The 17,617-nt window shown below is 63.0% G+C and carries 18 protein-coding genes; 8 read left to right on the top strand and 10 right to left on the bottom strand.

The features are described from left to right. Window positions 1-36: 36 nt before the first annotated feature. Together ABMD26_RS01660 and ABMD26_RS01655 are read right to left on the bottom strand one after the other, a co-directional pair. Window positions 37-759, bottom strand: coding sequence for a GNAT family N-acetyltransferase (locus tag ABMD26_RS01660; protein ID WP_354307153.1), 723 nt, complete (start codon window positions 757-759; stop codon window positions 37-39). Between the two features lie 46 nt (window positions 760-805). Beyond that, complete coding sequence (locus tag ABMD26_RS01655; RefSeq protein WP_354307151.1) at window positions 806-1,231, bottom strand: 3-isopropylmalate dehydratase; 426 nt, start codon at window positions 1,229-1,231, stop codon at window positions 806-808. Window positions 1,232-1,444: 213 nt separating this feature from the next. Between ABMD26_RS01655 and ABMD26_RS01650 the strand changes: the two genes are divergently transcribed. After that, window positions 1,445-2,344 (top strand): EamA family transporter, encoded by a 900-nt coding sequence (locus tag ABMD26_RS01650; protein WP_090357912.1) that lies wholly within the window; start codon window positions 1,445-1,447, stop codon window positions 2,342-2,344. A 33-nt stretch (window positions 2,345-2,377) separates the two neighbouring features. Further along, a complete protein-coding gene (locus ABMD26_RS01645; RefSeq protein WP_354307149.1) occupies window positions 2,378-2,911 on the top strand; it encodes a DUF4174 domain-containing protein in 534 nt (177 codons plus the stop codon). A gap of 30 nt (window positions 2,912-2,941) precedes the next feature. On the opposite strand, the gene ABMD26_RS01640 is transcribed toward ABMD26_RS01645, so the two are convergent. Together ABMD26_RS01640 and ABMD26_RS01635 are read right to left on the bottom strand one after the other, a co-directional pair. After that, window positions 2,942-3,763, bottom strand: coding sequence for an aldo/keto reductase (locus ABMD26_RS01640; RefSeq protein ID WP_354307147.1), 822 nt, complete (start codon window positions 3,761-3,763; stop codon window positions 2,942-2,944). 184 nt (window positions 3,764-3,947) lie between these two features. After that, entirely contained in the window at window positions 3,948-4,841 is an 894-nt protein-coding gene (locus tag ABMD26_RS01635) for a LysR family transcriptional regulator (RefSeq protein WP_354307145.1), read from the bottom strand. 129 nt (window positions 4,842-4,970) lie between these two features. Between ABMD26_RS01635 and ABMD26_RS01630 the strand changes: the two genes are divergently transcribed. The 4 genes from ABMD26_RS01630 to ABMD26_RS01615 all read left to right on the top strand — a co-directional run bounded on the left by ABMD26_RS01630 (window position 4,971) and on the right by ABMD26_RS01615 (window position 8,234). Next, on the top strand, window positions 4,971-5,669 hold the full coding sequence (locus tag ABMD26_RS01630; RefSeq protein WP_049860137.1) for a CoA transferase subunit A: 699 nt from the start codon (window positions 4,971-4,973) through the stop codon (window positions 5,667-5,669). A 39-nt stretch (window positions 5,670-5,708) separates the two neighbouring features. Then, window positions 5,709-6,365: a CoA transferase subunit B gene (locus ABMD26_RS01625; RefSeq protein WP_192068659.1), complete on the top strand. Its 657-nt coding sequence runs from the start codon at window positions 5,709-5,711 to the stop codon at window positions 6,363-6,365. A gap of 55 nt (window positions 6,366-6,420) precedes the next feature. After that, window positions 6,421-7,839 carry a short-chain fatty acid transporter gene (locus ABMD26_RS01620; RefSeq protein ID WP_090357922.1) on the top strand — a complete coding sequence of 473 codons (1,419 nt, stop codon included), beginning with the start codon at window positions 6,421-6,423 and terminating at the stop codon, window positions 7,837-7,839. A gap of 164 nt (window positions 7,840-8,003) precedes the next feature. After that, on the top strand, window positions 8,004-8,234 hold the full coding sequence (locus ABMD26_RS01615; RefSeq protein WP_049860139.1) for a hypothetical protein: 231 nt from the start codon (window positions 8,004-8,006) through the stop codon (window positions 8,232-8,234). 24 nt (window positions 8,235-8,258) lie between these two features. Here ABMD26_RS01615 and ABMD26_RS01610 read toward each other — a convergent pair whose 3' ends face one another. The 3 genes from ABMD26_RS01610 to ABMD26_RS01600 all read right to left on the bottom strand — a co-directional run bounded on the left by ABMD26_RS01610 (window position 8,259) and on the right by ABMD26_RS01600 (window position 10,305). Then, entirely contained in the window at window positions 8,259-8,495 is a 237-nt protein-coding gene (locus ABMD26_RS01610) for a hypothetical protein (protein WP_354307142.1), read from the bottom strand. A 34-nt stretch (window positions 8,496-8,529) separates the two neighbouring features. Next, window positions 8,530-8,865, bottom strand: a complete 336-nt coding sequence (locus tag ABMD26_RS01605; RefSeq protein ID WP_056842527.1) for a hypothetical protein — start codon at window positions 8,863-8,865, stop codon at window positions 8,530-8,532. Window positions 8,866-9,009: 144 nt separating this feature from the next. Continuing rightward, on the bottom strand, window positions 9,010-10,305 hold the full coding sequence (locus ABMD26_RS01600) for an Nramp family divalent metal transporter (protein WP_049860142.1): 1,296 nt from the start codon (window positions 10,303-10,305) through the stop codon (window positions 9,010-9,012). A 601-nt stretch (window positions 10,306-10,906) separates the two neighbouring features. Here ABMD26_RS01600 and ABMD26_RS01595 point away from each other — a divergent pair. Further along, the gene (locus ABMD26_RS01595) at window positions 10,907-11,443 is read left to right on the top strand and encodes a hypothetical protein (RefSeq protein ID WP_049860143.1); all 537 of its coding nucleotides are present in this window, start codon (window positions 10,907-10,909) and stop codon (window positions 11,441-11,443) included. 53 nt (window positions 11,444-11,496) lie between these two features. On the opposite strand, the gene ABMD26_RS01590 is transcribed toward ABMD26_RS01595, so the two are convergent. The 3 genes from ABMD26_RS01590 to ABMD26_RS01580 form a co-directional block, all read right to left on the bottom strand. Further along, window positions 11,497-12,885 carry an MFS transporter gene (locus ABMD26_RS01590; RefSeq protein ID WP_049860144.1) on the bottom strand — a complete coding sequence of 463 codons (1,389 nt, stop codon included), beginning with the start codon at window positions 12,883-12,885 and terminating at the stop codon, window positions 11,497-11,499. 742 nt (window positions 12,886-13,627) lie between these two features. Next, window positions 13,628-15,043, bottom strand: a complete 1,416-nt coding sequence (gene mapR, locus ABMD26_RS01585) for a GntR family transcriptional regulator MpaR (RefSeq protein ID WP_134722193.1) — start codon at window positions 15,041-15,043, stop codon at window positions 13,628-13,630. A gap of 104 nt (window positions 15,044-15,147) precedes the next feature. Then, window positions 15,148-15,312 carry a hypothetical protein gene (locus ABMD26_RS01580; RefSeq protein WP_167375923.1) on the bottom strand — a complete coding sequence of 55 codons (165 nt, stop codon included), beginning with the start codon at window positions 15,310-15,312 and terminating at the stop codon, window positions 15,148-15,150. Between the two features lie 220 nt (window positions 15,313-15,532). Between ABMD26_RS01580 and ABMD26_RS01575 the strand changes: the two genes are divergently transcribed. Further along, window positions 15,533-17,560: an alpha-1,4-glucan--maltose-1-phosphate maltosyltransferase gene (locus ABMD26_RS01575; RefSeq protein WP_134722194.1), complete on the top strand. Its 2,028-nt coding sequence runs from the start codon at window positions 15,533-15,535 to the stop codon at window positions 17,558-17,560. The last annotated feature ends 57 nt before the right edge of the window (window positions 17,561-17,617 follow it).

Below are 17,617 nucleotides of genomic sequence, written 5' to 3'. Positions count from 1 at the left end.
GATTCATTTCGCCAGTCGCAAGGATAGCCGGGTTTCTCAATCCTGCTGGCGACAGGCGGTCAATGCAGTCAATTGTTGGCCCGAGCCGTCGAAGTTCTCCGTCGCCAGCCAGCGTTCGAATGCCGCGCGCCGCGTTGGCCATTCGCTGTCGATGATCGAGAACCACGCGGTGTCGCGGTTGCGGCCCTTGTACACCAATGCCTGGCGAAAAATGCCTTCGAAGCTGAAGCCCAAGCGCTCGGCGGCCTTGCGCGAGGGCGCGTTCAAGGCATCGCATTTCCATTCGTAGCGCCGGTAGCCCAACTCATCGAACACCAGGCGCATCAACAAGTACTGCGCTTCGGTCGACACCGGGGTGCGTTTCATCAACGGCGAGAAGGTCACATGGCCCACTTCGATGACGCCATTGGCCGGGTCCATGCGCATCAAGGCCAACGTGCCCACGGCCCGTTGGCTGCGCAGATCGATCACCGCCCAGTGTTGCGGATCCTGGCTGGCTGCCGCGGTTTGCAGGTGAGTGCGATAGCTGTCGAGGTCGGCGAACGGTCCGACGGGCAGGTAGGTCCAGTCGCTGCCGTCGCTCTGCTGGCAATAGCCCTGGAACAGATCCTCGGCGTGGGCCGCGACGTTCAGGGGCTCGAGGCGGCAATAGCGGCCTTCGATCACCGCATGGGCCGGGCGAGGGCGCGCGGTCCAGTCGGGCAGCGGGTGGCCGACAGGCTGCTGGTGTGCGTTGTGGTGCAGCGGCTGGCTGGGCATGGCGACTCCTGACGAGATGAGCGGTGGGGAAGGTGTCTCGATGCAATCAGCGCGGGTCCAGAACGATGCCGAAGCCGCTCTTGGCTTCGCTGACGATACGCAGGTGCTGGCGCTCGCCTGGGTTGGCCTGCAGGCGCAGTTCGCGGTTCAGACGGCCCTTGCTGCAGAGCATGCCACCTTGCTTGTCGGTGGTGATGCCGACGATGTGTTCGCCAGGCGGCAGGTGAAAGGTGGCCACCTCGCCGACGGCCATCAACGCCGCCGGTTCGCGGTCGATCAGCAGCGCGACGTAGCAGCCGCCGCCCATGATGCCGATGTCGCGGTCCACCACCAGTTCGCTCGACGGCGCCAGAGTCTGTTGCCAGGCTGACAAACGATCTGCCGGGACAGCCTTGAGGTGCTCCGAATCGGCGCGGAACGAGGTACAACCCGACAAGCCCACTGCAATCAGCATTACCCAGAACACGCGCATCGACGGACCCCTGAAATGGCATTGTGATTGCACTCTAGCTCAAGCGAGGGCCGCCACGGAACGCCAGGCTGCCCGACCCGGTTCAGAAAAGTTTTGAAACAGGTTCCCGTCAGGGGCTGCGATGGGCAAGAATGATCCGGCTGACCCGTGCAGTCGCCACCCCGTGGGGGATCGGCTGCCCCGAGCGGACTGACCTGAACCTGTGGAGGTACCGTGGCACCTAGAGACCTGATGTTGGCCTTGATCGTGATCGTCGTCTGGGGCTTGAATTTCGTGGTGATCCGCTACGGCCTCGACGGCCTGCCACCCATGCTGCTGGGTGGTCTGCGCTTCACCCTGGTGGCGATTCCCGCGGTGTTCTTCATTCGCCGTCCGAACCTGCCGCTGCGCTGGCTGATCGCCTACGGCGCGACCATTTCACTGGGGCAGTTCGCCTTTCTGTTCGAGGCCATGGCCAACGGCATGCCTGCGGGCCTGGCCTCGCTGGTGTTGCAATCCCAGGCGTTCTTCACGCTGTTCTTCGCCGCGCTGTTTATCGGCGAACGCCTGCGTGCGGCCAGTGTAGTGGGGCTATTGGTCGCGGCAGGCGGACTGGCGATGATCGGCCTGGAAAGCGATCAGGCCACGCCACTGGTGGCCGTGCTGCTGACCCTGTGCGCAGCCTCGATGTGGGCCATGGGCAACATCATTACCCGCCGTTTCGGCAATATCGACCTGGTCGCGCTGGTGATCTGGGGCGCGCTGATTCCGCCACTGCCGTTCTTCGCGCTGTCGCTGTGGCTGGAAGGGCCGGCGCTGATCGAACGGTCACTGCTGGGCATTGGCTGGAAGTCGATCGGCAGCCTGGTGTACCTGGCCGCGATCGCCACGGTGCTGGGTTATGGCCTGTGGAGCAAGCTGCTATCGCGCTATCCGGCGGGCAAGGTGGCACCGTTTTCGTTGCTGGTACCGGTGGTGGGCTTGAGCTCCTCGGCCTGGATTCTCGGCGAGCGGCTGAGCGCCCTGCAGTGGTGGGGTGGTGCGCTGGTGATGGTGGGGCTGGTGATCAACGTGTTCGGCGGCAGCCTGATCGCTCGCCTGGCCCCGGCTCGCACGGGGGCGAAATCTCTGTAATGATGAGCCATCGATACGTCAAGGAGATGGAGCATGATGATCCGGTCGCTGACCCTCGCCTCACTGTTCGCCTTCGCCGCGCCGCTGCTGGCCGCCGACGGTGATAGCCCCCTGGCCCAGGACCGTGGACGGGCCCGGCCGTTGGTGGTGATCGCCCCGAGTTCGGTGGATCCCAACCTGCTGAAACTGCGCAAGGCGCTGGAAGAGCCCGCCAACCGCGACGGCTTCAAGCAGCGCGGGATGGTGCGCTACACCGTGATCAATACCATCGGCCAGCGTGACGGCAAAGACCTCGACCCGCAAGCGACCATGTCCCTGATCCGCGATTTGAAGCTGGGCGCCGGTTCCAGTCAGAAGTTCGTGCTGCTGGGCAAGGATGGCGAGAAAAAGCTCGAACAGGCGGGCTACGTCGAGCCTGCGCAGCTGTTCAGTACCATCGATCAATTGCCCGCAGCCGAGAAGGAGGCCAATGCGCCAGCCCCGGTCGCAGCCGCCGCGCAAGAGCCTACGAACAAGCCCGCCAAGGCCGCGAAACCGAGCAAGGCGCCGCAACCGCTGGACGATTGACGGCGCCTCGGTCGGCGGCACGCGGCGGCTTCAGACCATGTTGAGCCGCTGCTTGCGTTGCGGTGCGGGGTAGGCTAGATCCAGCGCGGCGAAGTCTTCGGCATCGAGTTTGACGTGCAGGGCGGCGGCGTTCAGGCGCACATGTTCGGCCGTGGAGGCTTTGGGGATGGCGATCACCCCTTCACGGCGAATGACCCAGGCCAGGCAGGCTTGCGCCGGCGTGACGCCGTGGCGCTGCGCAACCTGGCGCAATGCCGGTTGGTCGAGCAAGCGGCCGCCCTGGGCAATCGGACAGTAGGCCATCACCGGCATTGCCCGCTCGGCACACCAGGGCAGCAGGTCGAACTCGATGCCGCGCTCTTCCAGGTTGTACAGCACCTGGTTGGTCGCACAGCGTTCATCGTTCAGCTCGATCATGTCATCGACATCGAAATTCGACACGCCCCAGGCGCCGATCTTGCCCTGTTCACGCAGACGCTCGAAGGCGTCCACCGTTTCGCTCAGCGGGTACTGACCACGCCAGTGCAGCAGGTACAGGTCGATGTGCTCCACCTGCATGCGCTGCAGGCTGCGCTCGCACGCTTGCGCCACGCCCTTGAGGCTGGCGTTGTGCGGGTAGACCTTGCTGACCAGCATGACCTGGTCCCGGCGACCCTGGATGGCCTGGCCGACGATTTTTTCAGAGCCGCCTTCGCCGTACATTTCGGCGGTGTCGAGCAGGGTCAGGCCCAGGTCGATGCCTTCCTGCAACGCGGCGATTTCCTGCCGGGCACGGGCCGGGTCTTCGCCCATGCGCCAGGTGCCCTGGCCAATGCGTGGAACCGGCCTGCCGGCCAGATCAATGCTGCTCATCACAATGCTCCTCGATGGAAAAGGAATTGAGCGCCCTGTAGCAGCGGCGCAAGCCGCGTCCGGCTTCGACGCGGTCATTCCGAAAGACCGCATGGACCGCCGACGCGGCTTGCGCCGCTGCTACATGGGGCGTGTGGGTTGGGCAGTGTCATCGGGCTGCGGTTCAAACCGTCGGGTGGCAGGGTCATTGGCGACGGTGGGCCGTGTGCTCCAGCAGCACTTCCATCAGCGCGTGTGCGGCGGCCGAAAGCTTGTGGTCCGGCAAGCGCATCAGGCCGATTCGGCGCTCGACGCTGGGCGACTCCAGCGGCACGCAGCGCGCCCCCAGTTCGTGCATCTGCTCGATGCACAGGGCCGGTACCGCGCTGACGCCCAGGCCATGGGCGACCATGCGCCCGATGGTGCTCAACTGGTGACTTTCGAAGGCCACCGCCAGCTTGCCGTGCTCTTCGCTGACGGCGCTTTCCAGCAGCAGACGGACCGCAGAAGGTCGCTGCAGCGCGATGAAATCATGGGCCAGCAGGGTTGCCCACGTCAGTACCGGTTGCTCGGCCAGCGACGAATCGGCCGGCACCACGGCCACGAAGCGGTCGGTGTAGAAGGGCGTGAACACCAGTGACGAGGTGCTTTCCGGCTCGAAGCCGATGCCCAGTTCCACGCGGCGGTGACGAACCATCTCCACCACCTGCTCGTTGATCACGTCATGCACCGCGACATTGACCCGTGGATGGCGGTCGCGAAAGATCCGCAGGGCCCCAGGCAACAGGTTGCCGGCGAACGACGGCATGGCCGCGATGGACACCTTGCCCAATTGCAGGGTGAAGTGCTGGCGCAGCAACTCTTCGGTGTTGTCCCAATCCGCCAGCAGGCGCCGGGCCAGCGGCAGCAGGGCTTCGCCTTCGGGCGTGAGGCTGACGCTGCGCGTGGTACGGATCAGCAGCGCGCCGCCCAGGTCTTCTTCCAGACCCTTGATGGTCAGGCTCAGCGCAGGCTGGGACAGGTGCAGATTTTCGCCCGCCTGGGCAAAGCTCAGGGCCTGGGCCACGGCGAGAAAGGCGCGGAGCTGTTTGACGTTCATCTATTTGGAAAACCAATCAATACCGAAGAAAAACAAAATTAACAAATTAGCCGTGTGGGGAGAAGATACCTGCACCCACGCCGTCGCGGCACGGACGGCGCCATGACAAACAATAAAAGGCGAACGATCATGGCTGGACTCGATAAGCGAGTGGCAACCTACGCACAGGCGCTCGATGGCCTGCGCGATGGCATGACGGTATTGGCCGGCGGGTTCGGCCTGTGCGGCATTCCAGAGAACCTGATCGCCGAGATCAAGCGGCTGGGCGTGCGGGATCTCACGGTGGTGTCCAACAACTGCGGCGTCGACGGTTTCGGCTTGGGTGTACTGCTCGAAGACCGGCAGATTCGCAAGATGATCGCCTCCTACGTGGGCGAAAACGCGCTGTTCGAGCGGCAGTTGCTCGATGGCGAACTGGAAGTCGAACTGACCCCTCAAGGCACCCTGGCCGAGAAGATGCGCGCCGGCGGCGCCGGCATCCCCGCGTTTTTCACTGCCACCGGCTACGGCACACCGATTGCCGAAGGCAAGGAAGTGCGCGAATTCAATGGCCGCCAGTACATTCTGGAACAAGCCATCACCGGCGACTTCGCCATCGTCAAGGGCTGGAAGGCCGACCACTTCGGCAACGTGGTCTATCGTCATACCGCACAGAACTTCAATCCGCTGGCCGCCAGTGCCGGGCGCATCACCGTGGTCGAGGTCGAAGAGATCGTCGAGCCGGGCGTGCTGTTGCCCGAGCATATCCACACGCCAGGCATCTATGTCGACCGGGTGATCCAGGGCACCTTCGAGAAGCGCATCGAGAAGCGCACGCTCAAGGCCTGATTGTTTCCTTTCTGCGCTGTTTCCCACGAGGTTTTTTCCATGGCACTTACCCGCGAACAGATGGCACAGCGCGTGGCGCGCGAACTGCAGGACGGTTACTACGTGAACCTGGGCATCGGCATCCCGACCCTGGTGGCCAACTACGTGCCACCTGGCATCGACGTGATGCTGCAATCGGAAAACGGCCTGCTCGGCATGGGCGAATTCCCCACCGAGGCTACCGTCGACGCCGACATGATCAATGCCGGCAAACAGACCGTGACCGCGCGCCTGGGCGCCTCCATCTTCGACTCGGCGCAGTCGTTCGCGATGATTCGCGGCGGCCATGTCGACCTCACCGTGCTCGGCGCCTTCGAGGTGGACGTGCAGGGCAACATCGCCTCCTGGATGATTCCCGGCAAGCTGGTCAAGGGCATGGGTGGGGCCATGGACCTGGTGGCCGGTGCGGAGAACATCATCGTCACCATGACCCACGCGTCCAAGGACGGCGAGTCGAAACTGCTGCCTGTGTGCACCCTGCCGCTGACCGGCGCCGGCTGCATTCGCAAGGTGCTGACCGATCTGGCTTATCTCGAGATCGAAGACGGTGCGTTCATCCTCAAGGAGCGTGCGCCGGGTGTCAGCATCGATGAAATCAAGGCGAAAACGGCCGGCAAGTTGATCATTGCCGATGATGTGATCGAAATGACTTTCTGAAAACTTCCTGCCAACACCTGCAGCTCTCCAACTATAAAAACAAGGAAACACCACCATGTCCGCACACCTGGAAGAGAGCCGCTACGCTCGCTTCGCCCTACGCTGTTCGAGCTGGGCCGAGCGCTGGTTCCCCGACTCCTACGTATTCGCCGCCGTGGCGGTGCTGCTGGTCGCATTGGGCGCCCTGGCCATCGGCGGCACGCCGACGGCCACGGCCACCGCGTTCGGCGACGGGTTCTGGAGCCTGATCCCGTTCACCATGCAGATGGCCTTCGTGGTCATCGGCGGCTACGTCGTCGCCAGCTCGCCGCCCGCCGTGAAACTCATCGACCGTCTCGCGCGCATCCCGCGCAATGGACGCTCGGCAGTGGCCTGGGTGGCACTGATCTCGATGGTGGCGTCGCTGCTCAACTGGGGGCTGTCTCTGGTGTTCGGCGGCCTGTTGGTGCGCGCGCTGGCGCGCCGCACCGATCTGCGCATGGACTATCGCGCTGCCGGCGCTGCAGCGTACCTGGGTCTGGGCGCGGTCTGGGCCCTGGGCCTGTCATCGTCGGCGGCGCAGTTGCAGGCCAATCCGGCCAGCCTGCCGCCGTCCATCTTGTCGATCACGGGTGTCATCCCGTTCACCCAGACCATTTTCCTCTGGCAGTCAGGCGTGCTGTTGCTGGCGCTGGTAGTGGTCTCGCTGGTGGTCGCCTATGCCACCGCGCCCGGTCCGAATTCGGCCCGCGATGCCCAGGCCTGCGGCGTCGACCCGGCTTTCAGCCTGCCGCCGCTGAGCAAGCGCAGCCGACCGGGTGAATGGCTGGAATACAGTCCGCTGATCACTATCTTCCTGGTGTTGCTCGCCGCCGGATGGCTGTTCCACGAGTTTTCCACCAAGCCGGCGATCACGGCCATCTCGGGGCTCAATACCTATAACTTTCTGTTCATCATGCTCGGCCTGCTGCTGCACTGGCGCCCTCGCAGCTTTCTCGATGCCGTGGCGCGTGCCGTGCCGACGACCACCGGTGTGCTGATTCAATTTCCCCTGTACGGCTCCATCGCCGCGATCATGACCACGGTCAAGGGCGGCGACGCGCAGACCCTGGCTCACCACATCTCGACCTTCTTCGTGCAGATCGCCTCCCACGATACCTATGCGATGCTCATGGGCGTGTATTCGGCGGTGTTGGGATTCTTCATCCCATCGGGTGGGGGCAAATGGATCATCGAGGCGCCCTACGTCATGCAGGTGGCCAACGAGTTGCAGTACCACCTGGGCTGGGCGGTGCAGATCTACAACGCCGCCGAAGCCTTGCCGAACCTGATCAACCCGTTCTACATGCTGCCTTTGCTGGGTGTGTTGGGCCTGAAGGCGCGCGACCTGATCGGCTTCTCGTTCGTGCAACTGCTGGTACACGCGCCGCTCGTGCTGTTCCTGCTCTGGGCGCTGGGGACAACGTTGACCTACATCCCACCCATGGCACCCTGACGCACCTCTGATCGGCCCTACGTTGATCGGGAATATCCTTCCGCCGGGCAATTGATTCCATGGCGGCCCTTGCACACCCAAGGCTGCTCGGGGTACACATCTAGGTTGAATGGGGGACAGGCTGGACGCCCCCCCATCGTGAACCGATGCAGGGAGATGTGGAAATGCTTGATAACGGCGCGGGCGGGGATACCGAGCAGAATGAACCCGTGGATCAGATCATCTTTCGAGAGATTCGCAATCTGCACACCGCCGCTTCCAGAGACCTGGATCAGGCTGCAGTGCAGATCATAGGCAAGGTCGAGAGGTTCAGGGAGCAGGGCCTGATCAGCTCGGAGGCCGCGCGGCAGCTGATTTTCGATGTACGCAACGAGCGCAGCCGCATCAGCCGCTGAGCGGCCTTCGAAGGGGAGCGGCGATCAGCCGCCGGTGGTGTCGATATCGGCGTCCGTTTCCTCATCGTCTGCACTGGTCGAAGGATCGACTTCCGGCTCGGACTTGAAGTCCGGACTGAAGCGATTGCCTTCGGCTGTGGTTGGATCGTTGGAATCAGGACGGACAGCAGGGTCAAGCGCCGGGTCGTTGGGCGTGGCATTGGCCGCACTGCCGGTGTCATGGTCGACATCGTTTGGCGCAGGTGTCTTGTGTTCGCTCATATCATTCTCCCTAGGCTCAAGCGTGCAGGGTCAATCAGAGCTTGCCGCCTTCAGAGCCAGTCCCGTCACCCATGTCATGACTGCCGGATTCTGGCTTGGTCACCGCGCCGCCCATGGAGCTGCCTTCAGGGTTGCCGGTGTTCTGCGGCTTGATCTGAGTGCTGGTGCCGTCACGCGGCGCGCTGGAGCCATCGGTGTTGCCATTGGGCATGTTGGTGCCAGTGCCGGACGGTACGCCTACGGCCGAGGGCACGGTGCCTTTGGCGGCGGGGTTGGTCGGACCGGTGCTGTTGTCGGCCATGGCCGGTACGGCAGCGGCGGTCAGCAGACCTGCCAACAGGGCTGCGTTGATGCGTTTCAGGCTTTTCATGGAGCTCTCCTTGTTCGTGTGAATGCGTCATGTATTGGGCTGCGGGCACACGTCAGTGGTGCCCGCGTGCCGACGAACGGCATGCCCGATAAATGAGCGTCGGCCGCGAAAGGCGCACTGCGGACACAGTCCGCAGTGGCAGGGTCAGGCGAGCAGTTGCGAGCCCAGCTGGAAGGCGACCCAGACGGCGAGGATGGTGGCGAAGCCCAGGGCGATGTTCTCGAACCAGTTGTTGCGGTAGTTGCCGAGCAACTTCTTCTGATTGGACATGATCAGCAGACCGAGGGAGATCACTGGCAGGCCGATGATGTTCAGCGCATTCACGCCGATGGTCAGGGTGACGAAGTCAGGCATGCCCGGCAGCGACCACACCAGCGGCGTGACGAGGATGAACAGCAGGAACCACTTGTGCATCGGGTCGTGATGGAATTCCTTGCCGTACTTCTCGCGACGCTCAGGACGGATGTGCTGGAAGGCATCGGTGATCAGCATGGGGAAGGCGGTCGTCTTGCCGGCGATGCTGGCGAACAAGGTAGCGAACACGCCGACGAAGAAGATCAACCAGCCGCCGGTGCCGAAGAACATCTGCAGCGCCGCGCCCAGGTCGTCCAGGGTTTTCACTTCGATCCCGTTGGGACGCAGGATTTCCGCGCCGACCACCCAGATGGCCAGGTTGATGATGATCCCGACGAACACCGCGAACAGCAGGTCGTTGCGCTGGATGCGCTTGTGTTCCGGGCCGACCCAGCCTTTCTGGCGCATCACGTAGGGGTGCACGAAGTTGGCGATCGAACCGGCCACCGCACCGATCACCGAAACGGCTACCAGAAGGGCACCGTGCACGCCTTCATCCGGCGGAATGCTGAAACCGATGGTTCCGGCCAGGATGCCGCCCACATCGGGTTTGGACATGATCGCCAGCGCCATGAACGCCAGGGTCATCAGGGCCAGCAAGCCTTTCATGACGCCTTCGATCAGCGAGTAGATGTTGCGGCCTACCAGCAGCCACACGCCCAGTACCACGGCGAAGGAGGCGAGCAACGGCTGATTGATGTGCAGCAGGGTGGCCAGTGCTTCACCAGCGCCCTTGATCATGTACGCATTGGTCAGGTGACCCATGATCAGGGCGTACCCCAGCATGAACCAGGCGAAGAAGGGGTGCAGTTGCGCGTAGCCCTGCAAGATGGTCATGCCCTGGTTGTTGCACAGCTGGAAGCGGGCAATGATGTTGACGATGAGAAATCTGAGCAGCAGCGACACCGCCAGCACCCACATCATCGCGTAGCCATAGTTGGCGCCGGCCACGGAGGAGGTGATCAGGTCGCCTGCGCCGAGCCATGACAGGACGGCAATGATGCCCGGTCCGACGATCTTGGCGAGCCTGCCCAGGCGAGTCGTGGGGGCGGCCGCCTTCTTTTCGAGCGAGTGGGTACTCGTCATGGGTGAATTCCCTTTGTTGTTTTTGTGGATGGAACAGTGGGTTATTCAAGCATGAGTTAGGATGTCATATGACCTGACGAGTTGCAAAAGGTGTAAGCGGATGTTTCCCTGCGTTCGTGGGTGTGTCTGCGTGTTCCAGTGACCCTGACGCGGCTCGCGCCGCTGCTACAGGGGTTCGCGTTCCGGTCGCGGTCGACGGTGTTCGCACTCCTGTAGCAGCGGCGCAAGCCGCGTCGGCGGTGCATGCGGTGTGCCTGAAGGACCGCGGTGATGCCGGACGCGGCTCGCGCCGCTGCTACAGGGTTCGCGTTCCGGACGCGGTCAGCGGTATTCGCACTCCGTGTAGCAGCGGCGCAAGCCGCGACGGCGGTGCATGCGGTGTGCCTGAAGGAACGCGGTGATGCCGGACGTGGCTCGCGCCGCTGCTACAGGGGTTCGTGTTCCGGACGCGGTCGACGGCGTTCGCACTCCGTGTAGCAGCGGCGCAAGCCGCGTCGGCGGTGCATGCGGTGTGCCTGAAGGACCGCGGTCGTACCGGGCGCGGCTGAACCAACTGGGGGAATGGCCTTCTTATGAGCCTTAGCGCAAGAGGAATGCACCCATGTCGAAGATCATCGTCGATGACGTAACGCCCCCGGCCGATGCCAAGGCCGATGTGTTGATGTTCGGTACCCCCAAGGATCGCCTGGACTTTTACCGCAAGGAAATCCAGTACGAAACCTCCATCCTTTCCAACCGCACCGACGCCTACCTCTCCGCGCAGTCGTTCCTGGTCATCGCCTACGCGTCGTCCATGGCCAACCTGAACCCGGAGTGGGGCAAGCTTTTTACCCTGGTCGTGCCGCCGTTGCTGGCGCTGTTCGGTCTGGTCAGTTCGCTGCATGCCTGGCCAGGCATTCGTTCGGCCTACGACATCATCGATCACTGGCACTTCAAGCAGAGCCAGTTGCTCGACAGCGAGCCGGCCATGGGCGCGGCCTATGACGAATCACCGCTGTTCAGCGAGCGCGAATCGAACGAGAAACGCTGGCGCGGGGCTTTGATGTTCTCGATGAGGTCACCGTTTCTGTTCAGCGTGCTGTGGGCGATACTCGGGGTTTTCGCCGTCTATGCCCAGTACACCAATCCAGGTGGCTGAATGCAGAAGGCCCCTGCGGTTGCAGGGGCCTTCGGGTGGGGCGGGTCAGCGGATCAACGCACCGAGCTTATCGCCTGCTGACGACTGCGCTCGTATTCCTGGGAATCCACCGCCGCAGCATCGGGTTTGCCCAGATCAGCCATGGGGATGCGGTAGGTCTCCTTGGCGGTGAACGCTGCCAGCGCTGCGATGCAGCACACACCCAGGGCCAGCGAGCCGACCACCATGGGGATGTTGGTGGAGCCGGGCGGCGCCATCGCTGCGAACAGTGCTGGCAACAGGGCGGTGATCAGCGTGCCGACGTTTTGCGAGATGGCCATGGCCGACACGCGATAGCGGGTCTGGAACAGCTCGGGGTAGAAGCTTGGGAACACCGCGTTGTAGCCCTGATAGAACACGCCCCACATCAGAATCGACATGCCGAACGCCAAGGGCACGTTGTGGATGCTGATCGCGTACAGGTAGAAGAACGACAGAATGCCCGAGCTCAGCGCGCCACCGATGATCATCGGACGACGACCGATGCGGTCTGAGAGGTTGCCCACGAAGGGAATCACGCACACCGCGACGATGTTGCCGACCACCGGAATCCACAGGTACACACTCTTGGCGAAACCGATGCCGTAGGCCGGCTGCACGGCGTAGGCCGCGCCGAAGATGGTGGCCACTACCGGAATGACGTTCATCAGCGCCATGCACATCACCAGGCCCATGTTGCGCCAACTGTGCTTGAACGCCTCGACGACCGGGGATTTGGGAATGGCAGCGCGCGCTTCCACGGTTTCGAAAGCCGGGGTTTCATTGACTTCGCGACGGATGATGTAGCCGGCGATCAGCACCACGGCACTGAGCAGGAACGGAATCCGCCAGCCCCACGAGTTGAACGCTTCATCCGGCATGAAGTAGGCCAGGGGCAGGAAGATCGCCGCAGCGAAGATCTGTCCGGCCTGCACGCCCTGCAAGGTGAAACTGGCGTAGTAGCCTCGTCTGCCGAAGGGCGCATGTTCGAGAATCATCGAACTGGCCCCGGAGATTTCCCCCGCCACTGCGAAGCCCTGGATCAAACGCAGCACCACCAGCATGGCCGGTGCCCAGAGGCCGACCTGGCTGTAGGTCGGCAGCAGGCCCACGGCCATGGTGGCGAAACCCATGAGGAACATGCACAGCAGCAAGACGTTCTTGCGGCCGCGTGTATCGCCCCAGTGGCCCAGGAAGAACGCACCGATGGGGCGGGCAACATAGCCCACGCCGTAGGTGGCCAGAGAGGCAACGATGGCGACCTTGGGGTCGGTGTTGGGGAAAAAGATCTGCGGGAAGATCAGCGCCGCGGCTTGGGCATAGATGAAGAAGTCGTAGTATTCCAGGGCGGAACCGACCCATCCGCTGGCGGTGGCCTTCTTGGTTTGCTGCGAGCCGTGCGATTCTGACTGAGCATGCGCCATGCTGTGTCTCCGTTGTTTTTATTATGAAGCATTGGAACCGTTGGCTTCGTTTCTACCCCTGGCAGGCAAGCTTGCGAGCGCGGGGAAGAGGCAAAACTAACTGGGTAGTTAATGTTTAGCAGTGGCGTCGAATGAGTGTCAATACGGCGGCACACGCAGGTTGCAGGGAGGATCCGTCCGTTCTGCGTGCAAGACTGCCCCAAGTGACTTCGTGTTTCAATCGAAAGTACCGGTCTAGAGCGGTTCGCCCATGGCTGAGCGGCGCCTCGGCGGTCGCTCTCATTGCCTAGCTTGCTTGGTATTGTAGCCGCTGATCGCACACATTTGTTGGCGGTCCACAAGCGGCGCCAGCCGCGTCGACGGCGCCCGCAGTGTGCCAGATGCCCTGTGTTGAAACCGGACGCGGCTCGCGCCGCTGCTACAGGGGATCGCGAATCCCCACGAAATGCGTAACCACGCCGTGCACCCCCTGTAGCAGCGGCGCAAGCCGCGTCGGCAGGCGACGCCCAGAGTAAGGCCAAATCGCGCATCAAGTTGCCCATCCCGAATTCCTGCGAAATGCGTAACCACGCCGTGCACCCCCCCTGTAGCAGCGGCGCAAGCCGCGTCGGCAGGCGACGCCCAGAGTAAGGCCAAATCGCGCATCAAGTTGCCCATCCCGAATTTCTGCGAAATGTGTAACCACGTTGTGCGCGCCCCCTGTAGCAGCGGTGCAAGCCGCGTCGGCGGACGCCGCCGTGGGTCAGGCCAACTCGTGGACCAGGTTGCCCAGGGTCTGCATGGCCGCCAGTTGCACCTTGTCCATCGGCGTACCGTAATTGAGCCGGATGCAGTTGCCGAAACGGCCACTGGCCGAAAAGATCGGCCCCGGTGCGATGCTGATGCCTTGCGCCAGCGCGAGACGGAACAACTGCAGGGAGTCCACCCGCGGCGGCAGCTCGAGCCAGAGAAAATAACCGCCGTCGGGGCGACTCACTCGCGTCTCTTCGGGAAAGTACCGCGCGATCGCCGCCATCATCGCGTGCTGCTGGCCTTGGAGCGCATCGCGCAACCGATGCAGATGGCGATCGTAGCCACCGTGCTGCAGATAATCGGCGATCGCCGCCTGACCCGGTACCGATGCGCAGATCGAGGTCATGATCTTCAACCGCTCGACCTTCTGCGCAAAGCGTCCGGCGGCCACCCAGCCGATGCGATAGCCCGGTGCCAGGCTCTTGGCGAACGAACCGCAATGCAGCACCCAGCCGTCGCGGTCGTAGGCCTTGGCAGGGCGTGGCGCGTGCTGGCCGAAGTACAGCTCGGCGTACACGTCGTCCTCGATCAACGGTACCTGGTGCTGGTGCAACAGCTCCACCAATTGACGCTTGCGTGCCTCGGGCATGCTCGCGCCGACCGGATTCTGGAAGGTCGGCATGCACCAGCAGGCCTTGATCGGCAGGCGTTGCAGGGCATTGGCCAGGGCATCCACATCGAGCCCTTCGCGCGGATGAGTGGGGATCTCCACGGCCTTGAGTTTGAGGCGCTCCAGCACTTGCAGGCAGGCATAGAAGGCCGGTGCTTCGATGGCCACCATGTCACCAGGCTCGGTCACCGCCTGCAGGCACAGGTTCAATGCTTCCAGCGCGCCGTTGGTGATCAGCAATTCTTCGACCGGCAGGGTCATCCCGGCGATGTTGTAGCGCAAGGCGATCTGCCGGCGCAGCTCCGGACTGCCGGGCGACAGATCCGTCACCGTTTCGCGCGGATGCATGGCGCGGCTGGTGCTGGCCAGGGAGCGGGCCAGACGCGGTAGGGGGAACAGCTCGGGGCTGGGGAATGCCGAGCCCAGGGCGACTGTGTTCGGGTCCTTGATCGAATCGAGAATGGAGAACACCAGTTCGCTGACGTCGACATCGGTCGACTCCGCCAGTGTCTGCGTTTCCACCTGGGGTTCTTGCAGAGCACGCTCGGCCAGCGCATTGACGAAGTAACCCGAGCGGGGCCGGGCGCGAATCAGGCCTCGGCGTTCGAGCAGGTAGTACGCCTGGAACACCGTCGAAGGACTTACGCCCTGGGTCTGGCTGGCATGACGCACTGAAGGTACGCGCTCATCGGGCTTGAGCACGCCGGTGCGGATCAGCTCGGCAATGTGGGCGGCAAATTTCTCGTAGCGTTTCATTACCGGCCTGGCGGTCTTGGGCAGGGCTGCACTATGCCACCTGGAGGGCCCCGCGCACAGCCGACAGACGTGACCGGCACCGTCTGCCTGCTGTCCGCGATGTTTCAGCCTTGCAGAGGCACAGGGTCGGTCGGTGGGTCGCCAACCGGTGTGGGTGGTACCGTGGGTAGCACGGGCACGCCCTCGGGTTCGTCGCTGGGCGACGACGGTGGCAGATTCGGCTGGTCGATGTTGGGATCGGGGGTTCCGGGTGGAAGTGGAAGGCTCATGGCGCTACCTCTGCAAAGTAAAGGACAAGGAGGAAGAGTAGTGCCTGCGGTGGACACCACGGAGCATCATTTGGCTCCCTGGCGAGGACGCTGAAGCTGCAAAAGCATATGAACTTTCCCACCCGGCCCGGCTCCGAACCTAAGCGATTGAAAAACCCGATTCACTTCACCGCTTGCACAAGCACAACAGCGTCCAGGCGACGCACAGGAGCAAGGCTCGATGACGGCTGATCAGACTATCCCGACGGACCAGAACGCGACCGATGCACAGACGCCAGACCACGTGCTGAGCCTGTCCCAGGCGCTGCTGCTGCCACGGATCGTGATCGAAGACACTCAGCCTGCCATCGACGGCGGGCAGTTCGCCGTCAAGGCCATCGTCGGCCAGACCGTCACGGTCAGCACAAAGGTTTATGCCGATGGCCACGACAAGCTGGCCGTGGTGCTGCGCTGGCACGAGGCCGGCTCCGACACCTGGCACACCACGAGCATGCGCGAGCTGGGCAACGACAGCTGGGAAGCGGAACTGGTCATCGACAGCGTTGGCACCTATGCCTACTGTATCGATGCCTGGATCGACCAGTTCGCCAGCTACCGTTACGAGCTGGAAAAGAAATTCGCTGCCGGCGTCACCATCGAACTCGAACTGGAAGAAGGTCGCCTGCACCTCGAACAAGCCGCCGCGCGCAGCCAGGACACCCTGGCTCGCCAGCTGCGTCAGCTTCACGATGAATTGCAGGGACTGGATCTGGACGCCAAGGTTGCGCTGCTGTTGCAGCGTGATACTCAGGCGCTGATGTCCCTGGCCGACCATCGTGCCTTCCTCTGCACCAGCATCGAATTCCCTCTGGACGTGGAACGGGCACTGGCGCAGTTCGCCAGTTGGTACGAGCTGTTCCCGCGTTCGATCACCGACGACAAGGCGCGCCACGGCACCTTCAACGACGTGCACAGCCGTCTGCCGATGATTCGCGACATGAACTTCGACGTGCTGTATTTCCCGCCGATCCATCCGATCGGCCGTGCGCACCGCAAGGGCCCGAACAACTCCCTGACTGCAGGCCCGGACGATCCCGGCAGCCCGTACGCCATCGGCAGCGCCGAAGGCGGACACGAGGCCATTCACCCGCAGTTGGGTACCCGCGAAGACTTCCGTGCACTGGTGGCCGCTGCTGCCGAGCATGGTCTGGAAATCGCCCTGGATTTCGCCATCCAGTGCTCGCAGGATCACCTGTGGCTCAAGGAACATCCGGGCTGGTTCAGCTGGCGCCCGGACGGCACCATCCGCTACGCGGAAAACCCGCCGAAGAAATACCAGGACATCGTCAACGTCGACTTCTACGCGGCTGATGCCGTACCAGGTCTGTGGACCGAGCTGCGCGATGTGGTCTGGGGTTGGGTCGAGGAGGGCGTGAAGATCTTCCGCGTTGATAATCCGCACACCAAGCCGCTGCCGTTCTGGCAATGGCTGATTGCCGATATCCGCAGCAAGGACCCAAGCGTGATGTTCCTGGCCGAGGCGTTCACCAAACCTGCGATGATGGCGCGCCTGGGCAAGGTCGGGTATTCCCAGAGTTACACCTACTTCACCTGGCGCAACACCAAGCCTGAGCTGACCACCTATTTCACCCAGTTGAACCAGGCACCCTGGGCGCACTGCTACCGGCCGAACTTCTTCGTCAATACGCCGGACATCAACCCGTTTTTCCTGCATGACAGCGGCCGCGCCGGGTTCCTCATCCGCGCCGCGCTGGCGACCATGGGCTCGGGCCTGTGGGGCATGTACTCGGGTTTCGAACTGTGTGAATCGGCGCCGATCCCCGGCAAGGAAGAGTATCTGGACTCGGAGAAATACGAGATCCGGCCACGGGATTACACCGCTGCGGGCAACATCATTGCCGAGATTGCCCAGCTCAACCGTATCCGTCGTCAGAACCCGGCGCTGCAAACACATCTGGGCGTCGAGTTCTTTCAATGCTACAACGACAACATCCTGTATTTCGGCAAGCGCACGGCCGACCGCAGCAACTATGTACTGGTCGCGGTCAGCCTGGATCCGCACAACGTTCAGGAAGCCCATTTCGAGCTGCCGTTGTGGGAGCTGGGGCTGGACGACAATGCATCCACTAATGGCGAAGACCTGATGACCGGGCACCGCTGGACGTGGCATGGCAAGACCCAGTTCATGCGGATCGACCCCGGCTACCAGCCGTTCGGCATCTGGAGGCTCACGCGCGTCGAGGTGTGAATACTCGTCTCGCGCTGCACCCTCGCTGTACGCTGCACTCCTGGCCACACGTTGCAA

The sequence above is a fragment of the Pseudomonas sp. PvP001 genome (genome assembly GCF_040546375.1).
Lineage (GTDB): Bacteria > Pseudomonadota > Gammaproteobacteria > Pseudomonadales > Pseudomonadaceae > Aquipseudomonas > Aquipseudomonas coleopterorum.
The sequence above is the reverse complement of the archived record's forward strand: the minus strand, read 5'-3'. Positions and strand labels throughout refer to the sequence as shown.